Genomic DNA, 269 nt, shown 5'->3' on the forward strand with positions numbered 1-269 from the left:
TTCCACTTCCAGTTCCACATCACGCGTTTGCCAAAGGAGGTCATCCGGATGCCGGACCAGTCCTGCGCCCAGATACCGTTCACCTTCACACCGCCGTTGCGCATGGTGTCGAGCTTTTGCTGGCACACGTCGGTGCCGCCCTGAACGCCCAGCGTTACCCCGTCGTAAACCCAGTCCGGCAGCTCGGGCTGACGGCCCAGTAACCCGGTCAGTTTTTCCAGCAGATCGACATACGTTTGGGCACATTCGAAGCGCAGCGTGGCGTTATC

The 269-nt window shown here is 60.2% G+C and carries 1 pseudogene; it reads right to left on the bottom strand.

Annotated elements, in window-relative coordinates:
- Window positions 1-269 (bottom strand): annotated as a pseudogene (locus tag ACPYOJ_RS35540) (alpha-glucosidase); the annotation flags it as partial.

Source organism: Rhizobium sp. SVR5-9E (assembly GCF_056755095.1).